Here is a 5364-nt window from a genome sequence, read left to right on the forward strand (position 1 = left end):
TTTACTCCACAGGTTTTACGTTTGTTCCCTTTAAGGCAAATGCATCGGAAAGTAAGCCGTACAATGGTAATCATGCCTCTGTCACTGAAAATTAGTAAATCACCATCTGTTGCTACTTCCTCTTGGTGGCGAAAAATCAGTGTCCCTCCGGAAATTTGGCTTGATATTTATTAATCCAGTATCTGAGCTGCGTGCTCCTTCGTTTTTACTTTATCGATCACCTTTTCTATTTTACCTTCTTCATCGATAATGAAGGTGTACCTGGCAGTACCCATATACTTCCGGCCATACATTTGTTTCTCTATCCATGTTCCGTATTTTTCATGGATCTGTTTTTCCGTATCAGCCAAAAGCTTAAAAGGAAGCTCCTGTTTTTCTATAAATTTCTTGTGCGACTTTTCGCTATCCGTACTTACACCGAGTATTTCGTAGCCCTGTTTCTGCAGTTCTGTATAGTTGTCCCTCAGGTTGCATGCCTCAGCAGTACATCCCGGAGTATTATCTTTGGGGTAGAAGTATAGCGCAACCTTTTTTCCTTTGTAGTCCGACAATTTTACAGGATTGCCATCCTGGTCATTGACTTCAAAATCCGGTGCCTTATCACCTGGTTTGAGTTCCATAATTTTTTAAGATTAAAGCGTTTTGAAACTTGTTTTTCTATATGTGTAAATATAGGCCATGTGGTTAGAATTATAAAATAAACTATTTGAACATGGCTGTGTTGCTTTATAAAAAGCTTCATAATGTGAAAAGTTTAAAGGGGTTTATAATAAGGTTGCTGGTTCTGGTGATAATACTCGCATTGGTGATGGCCATTTATCATGGAGCCAGATATTTTCTACTGCTTTTTACAGGGGCATTATTGGCTATTCTGTGGAGAGGAATTGCCAATTGGCTAAATGATAAGATCAGCATCCCCTTTAAGTATGCATTGCCTGCTGTGGTCATCCTCAATATCGGTGCTATAGCTGTTTTTGTATGGCTGGCATCCCCCAGCATCTCTGATCAGGTCAGCCGCCTGGCTGACGAAATACCGAAGGCTGTTGAACATGTTGAGCGTGAACTTCATAGTTTTGAACTGGGGAGAAAAATACTGAACACAATTAGTAGCGGAGAGGGTGAAGGGTTACCCTCAGGGCAGCTTAAGAAAGCTTTCACTTTCTTTTCAGGTGCTTTGACCTTTCTTGTAGATGTTTTGCTGATCCTCGCTTTTGCACTTTTTTTAACAGCCAACCCCCGGTTGTATTTTAAGGGCATTCTCTATCTTACACCGCAGAAATACCATGATACGGTCAATGAATTGTTCCGGAGATTGAATGGTACCCTGTTCAGGTGGTTTATAGGAAAAATCGTAGATATGTTCAGCATATTTGTAATGACCATCATCGGTCTCTGGCTGCTGGATATGCCATTGATATTTACCTTTGCTCTTATTGCCTTCTTTTTTTCCTTTGTACCCAACATCGGACCAGTTATTTCTGCCTTGCCCCCTTTAGCTATTGCCTTTATGGACAGTCCGCAGAAGGCCCTGTATGTAGGACTCTTGTACCTGGGTATACAAATGACAGAGAGCTATTTCGTAACTCCGAATGTGCAGAAGCATGCCTCATATGTACCGCCCGTACTGTTGCTGCTGGTACAGTTTTTACTGGCAAAATTTCTGGGGGTATTAGGCCTTTTCCTTTCCACCCCCATACTCGTGATGATTATGGTACTGGTTAAAAAACTTTACGTTGAAGATCAATTGCGTAATTATTCTATTGATCTGCAAAATTTTAAATCCTGACTTTTATAGCTTGGAGGTGTATACCTGCTCATTGCCCTGGTTGTCAGTCACAATCAATTTTACTTCACCGGCAAAAGGTAAGGTATTGTCTAGTTTTTCTGACCAGATCAAATGGGTTTTGTAGTCATAGTTCATCAGCACCCATTCATTATTGACATAGCATTTGAAGCCGTCAATTCCTGATCTTTCATCACTGATCTTGAATTTTAGCTCATCACGGTTGACTTGTACCGGAGTAATTCTCGGAGGTATGGTATCTTCGAGAATAGCAAATTTACCAAAGTTGCGAGTCCAGAAAGTCACCCTTCCGTATTCCCACTTTCCGCCTTTATAGTAAGCGTTGCCTTTACCATCTATGGCATACACTGAGTATTTTTCAGGCTTCTGATAGGGGAGTTGGGGTTTTAAGGTTACAGAAATGTACTTTTTAAGGGGTACTTGCTCATCCCCAACCTTAAACTCTTCACTTTTATCCGTTTCAATATAGTTGTATACAGTCTGGAGGTAAAGGGTATCAAAAAGAGCATCCTTAGGGAAGTAGATGTCCATTTTATCGCTGTAATACCTGTAAGATGCACCAGGTTTTACCATTTCTTTATAGTGAAGCAATTTGTTCGTGCCATTGATGTCCACTGAGTGGGGGAGGCCCTCTTTCATGTTCCAGAGGTATACGGCCTGGTTGCCCCCCAACATATAAGCAGGCTGCAATTCATGCATCTCAGGGGTGTAAATAACGGTTTTGCCGGTATTGTTTACTGGAGCTTTTAAAACCAGTGTATTGTCTATCAGGTTTATCTCGCTTCCGGAAGTATGGCCATAGGCGGCGGATTTGGCAGGTACATTATTTCCTGCTTTTAGTTTAAATTTCAGATTGCTGACGTTATTGTAGCTGTCAGTCATTACCACCTTTACCGAATGCTCTCCGTCTCCATTGATCTTGATGCGTCCTTTATTATTGTCTGTAGAATAAAAATTGAGCTCATTGCCATCATCAACATATAGCTTATGGAATCTTTCCCCAGTTTCATAGAGGTCGGGATAATTCATATGCTTGAGAATATTTCTTTGTTCTGCAAAGGAGAAGGTACTTATCTCTGATTTGAAAGTCTCTTTATCATCTACCTCCATAGTGATGAGGTTAATACCACATCTGAACCTTGAGTTATCTAATTTATCGTAGGCATAAAGTTCTGTGCCTATTGTTCCGCTGACTTCAATGGGCTGGTCTATCACATAATCGTTGCCAACGCGCCGCACTTTGAATTCAAACCGGCCAAACTGACCATTTACCCTGGCATCTTTGTCTAATGTTTTTAGCGCTATTTTGTGGGCTTCCGGCGGTGTGCGGTCCCAAATTTCATCGAAGCCATACTTCAATGGGTTTAGTGGTTTCTGGTTCTTGTCTCTCAGGTCAAAATGGAGGTGTGGCCCGCCGGATGACCCGCTGTTACCACCAAAAGCAACCACATCACCTTTCTTAACCTCAAATTGGCCACTTCTAAAGTAGAGATTGAGTTCGAAGGTCTTTCTTTTGTACTGTTCTTCTCTTACGTATTGGGCAATAGCTCCATTGAAATGGTCAAGGTGGGCATAAACTGTGGTGTGACCGTTGGGATGCTGAATGTAAAGGGCATTGCCATATCCTGAAGTAGACACAGAAACGCGGGAAATAAACCCGTTGGCAGAGGCGTGTACCGGAAGGCCAATCCTGCTTTCGGTACGGATGTCAATGCCACTATGAAAGTGGGAGGAACGCAGCTCGCCCATGGTCCCTGCCAGGGTATTCCTGACCCCGGGTTTTATTGGGAAAAGATAATAATTTTCCTTATACATATGGTTTTCTTCCAACTGGCCGTAGACTGTGGTGCCAGAGAGTAAACCAACTATGACGAATAAAACACTTCTACCTAACTTCAAATTCCAATAATTTTTCATCCTCAATATATGCTGCTACTGTATTTCCAATATGAACAGGCCCGACCCCTTTGGGAGTTCCTGTAAAAACCAAATCTCCTTTTTTTAACGTAAAAAATTTTGACAGGTAAGATACCATATAGTCAAAACCAAATAACATGAGTTTGGTATTTCCCTGCTGTTTCGTCTCACCGTCAATGGTTAGGCTAAAATTGATATCATTGATGTTTTTAAAGTCTGCTATAGGCCTGAATTCGGAAACAGGAGCTGATCCGTTGAAGCCTTTTGCTATGGCCCAGGGCAAGCCTTTTTCCTTGGCTTTTTGTTGCAGGTCCCGCGCAGTGAAGTCCACTCCAATACCTATCTGGTCATAATATTTATGAGCAAACTGCTCCTGAATGTTCTTGCCTTCCTTACTGATCTTGATTACCAGTTCAACCTCATGGTGTATGTCCTTACTGAAATCAGGATAATAAAACGGCTGGTTATTCTTTAAGAGAGCCGTATCAGGCTTTGTAAATATTACCGGTTCATCAGGTCTTTCATTGTTCAACTCGGCAATGTGCTCGGCATAATTACGCCCTATGGCAAGTATTTTCATTTATGTATAATATAAAAGTTAAGATATGAGCCGTTAAGCATATTATTTTGTTGAAATTATATGCATAAATTTATATATCCGTAAAGTTGGAAAATCTTTTATTTACAGAAAAAAATAAAGCCATGATTAAGAAAATAATAGTACTTTTTCTGCTAGGGCTATTTTTATATAGCTGTGCAACGGTTCCGGTAACCGGTAGAAAGCAATTGAGCCTGGTGCCCAACTCTGAAATACTGCCTTTGAGTTATGATCAATATAGCCAGGTATTACAGGAAAATAAATTGTCTGACAACCAGCAGTGGACTGCTATGGTGAAAAATGTCGGCAACAAAATAAAAGGGGCTGTTGAGCAATATATGAAGCAAAAGGGGCTTTCGGATCAGCTTAACGGGTATTCATGGGAGTTTAACCTGATCGAATCTGAGACCGTGAACGCCTGGTGTATGCCTGGAGGAAAGGTGGCTTTTTATACGGGTATAATGCCAATTTGCAAAGATGAAAAGGGAGTGGCCGTAGTTATGGGGCACGAAGTGGCGCATGCCATTGCCAACCACGGGCGCGAGCGCATGAGTGAGGGGCTTGTGGCAAACCTTGGGCTAAGCTCTTTAAGCGCAGCTATGGGGCAAAACCCTACACTTACTCAGCAATTGCTTTTGCAGTCTGTAGGTATTGGTACTCAACTGGGTATGCTGAGCTTCTCACGTACACATGAGTCTGAGGCTGACGAAATAGGGCTGATATTCATGGCTATGGCCGGTTATGATCCGAGGGAAGCACCTAAATTCTGGGAGAGAATGGCGGCCCAAAGTAGTGGACAGCGCCCGCCGGAGTTTCTTTCCACACACCCACACCCGGAAACCAGGATTGCTGACCTGAATAAACAGATACCTGAGGCATTGAAGTATTACAAAACTCAATAAGAACAGAGCTAAATTTCCTGGAGGGCACTGAGTTTTCGGCTCTGTGTTTCATAGACAGATGTTATTTGCAGTCGACAAACCAGGAATTATAATTGGAAAGCAAAGTGTATTAAGAAATAGGTATTTTAAATATTTCCACGGCA

The 5364-nt window shown here is 41.8% G+C and carries 5 protein-coding genes; 2 read left to right on the forward strand and 3 right to left on the reverse strand.

What is annotated here, in order from left to right; all coding sequences use genetic code 11:
* Window positions 1-170: 170 nt before the first annotated feature.
* Window positions 171-620: a thioredoxin-dependent thiol peroxidase gene (bcp, locus tag E1163_RS02665; RefSeq protein WP_155169187.1), complete on the reverse strand. Its 450-nt coding sequence runs from the start codon at window positions 618-620 to the stop codon at window positions 171-173.
* 125 nt (window positions 621-745) lie between these two features.
* On the opposite strand from bcp, the gene E1163_RS02670 reads away from it, so the two are divergent.
* Window positions 746-1786, forward strand: a complete 1041-nt coding sequence (locus tag E1163_RS02670; RefSeq protein ID WP_221417918.1) for an AI-2E family transporter — start codon at window positions 746-748, stop codon at window positions 1784-1786.
* 3 nt (window positions 1787-1789) lie between these two features.
* Here the strand turns inward: E1163_RS02670 and E1163_RS02675 are convergent, their stop codons facing one another.
* Together E1163_RS02675 and E1163_RS02680 are read right to left on the reverse strand one after the other, a co-directional pair.
* Entirely contained in the window at window positions 1790-3703 is a 1914-nt protein-coding gene (locus E1163_RS02675; protein WP_185155935.1) for a M23 family metallopeptidase, read from the reverse strand.
* Window positions 3690-4301: a fumarylacetoacetate hydrolase family protein gene (locus E1163_RS02680; RefSeq protein ID WP_155169193.1), complete on the reverse strand. Its 612-nt coding sequence runs from the start codon at window positions 4299-4301 to the stop codon at window positions 3690-3692. Before E1163_RS02680 ends, E1163_RS02675 begins: the two co-directional genes overlap by 14 nt.
* Window positions 4302-4423: 122 nt before the next feature.
* Between E1163_RS02680 and E1163_RS02685 the strand changes: the two genes are divergently transcribed.
* A complete protein-coding gene (locus E1163_RS02685) occupies window positions 4424-5221 on the forward strand; it encodes a M48 family metallopeptidase (protein WP_155169195.1) in 798 nt (265 codons plus the stop codon).
* The last annotated feature ends 143 nt before the right edge of the window (window positions 5222-5364 follow it).

Origin of the sequence: Fulvivirga kasyanovii (genome assembly GCF_009711405.1) — a bacterium.
In the GTDB taxonomy this organism is placed as follows: domain Bacteria; phylum Bacteroidota; class Bacteroidia; order Cytophagales; family Cyclobacteriaceae; genus Fulvivirga; species Fulvivirga kasyanovii.

Bases quoted from the DNA above. Each gene is read 5' to 3' on its own strand.
- bcp (WP_155169187.1), bottom strand. From the start codon at position 620: ATGGAACTCAAACCAGGTGATAAGGCACCGGATTTTGAAGTCAATGAC.
- E1163_RS02680 (WP_155169193.1), bottom strand. From the start codon at position 4,301: ATGAAAATACTTGCCATAGGGCGTAATTATGCCGAGCACATTGCCGAG.
- E1163_RS02685 (WP_155169195.1), top strand. From the start codon at position 4,424: ATGATTAAGAAAATAATAGTACTTTTTCTGCTAGGGCTATTTTTATAT.